The organism is Streptomyces himastatinicus ATCC 53653, assembly GCF_000158915.1.
Classification (GTDB): domain Bacteria; phylum Actinomycetota; class Actinomycetes; order Streptomycetales; family Streptomycetaceae; genus Streptomyces; species Streptomyces himastatinicus.
The window spans coordinates 9581308-9582204 of record NZ_GG657754.1; the positions used below are offsets into that span (position 1 = coordinate 9581308).

Sequence of the window (897 nt, forward strand, 5' to 3'; positions counted from 1 at the left end):
CCTCCGGCAGACTCGGCGCGGAAGCCCCGCGGCCGTCCCGCGCCGAGGCCGTGGCCGCCCTCCGGCCGCGCTACCGGGCCGACCTGGACCAGGGCACCGAGCGGTTCTTCGAGCCGCGCCGCACGGACTGCCCGTGGTGCGGCTCGACCCGGCTGAAGCGGCGGCTGCGCACCAAGGACCGGTTCCAGAACAAGCCGGGCCGCTTCCGGCTGGACACGTGCCGGGACTGCCGTCTGGTGTTCCAGAACCCCCGGCTGAACGGCGACGGGCTGGAGTTCTACTACCGCGACTTCTACGACGGCCTGGGGGAGGAGGGCATGGGCAACGTCTTCTCCGGGCGGCAGAAGATGTACCGCAGGCGCGCGGAGGCCCTCAAGCCCTCCGCCGACGCCCCGGCGAAGTGGCTCGACGTCGGCACCGGCCACGGCCACTTCCCCGAAGTGGCCCGCACCGTCTTCCCCGACACCGTCTTCGACGGGCTGGACTTCACCGAGGGCGTCGAACTGGCCGAGCGCGAGGGGCGGATCGACCACGGCATCCGGGGCAGCTTCCCGGAGCTGGCCGGGGAGCGGCTGGCCGGGGCTTACGACGTGGTGAGCATGTTCCACTACCTGGAGCACAGTACGGACCCCCGGGCGGAACTCCGCGCGGCCCACCGCGCCCTCGGGCCCGGTGGCCATGTGCTCATCGAAGTGCCCGACCCGGAGTGCTGGTTCGCCCGCCTCTTCGGCCGCTTCTGGCTGCCCTGGCTCCAGCCCCAGCACCTGTACTTCCTCCCGGTGGCGGGCCTGCGGAAGGAGCTGGAGGCGCTCGGCTTCACCGTGGTCCTCGAACAGCACCGCGAGTCGTCCGACACCGTCGACCTGCTGGGCGCGGTGTGGCTGGGGGCCAACGCGG

1 protein-coding gene is annotated in these 897 nt (G+C 72.7%); it reads left to right on the forward strand.

Annotated features, from left to right (window positions below; all coding sequences use genetic code 11):
* Nucleotides 1-50: 50 nt before the first annotated feature.
* The coding region (locus SSOG_RS40495; protein WP_039939896.1) for a class I SAM-dependent methyltransferase at nucleotides 51-897 on the forward strand (847 nt) is incomplete at its 3' end.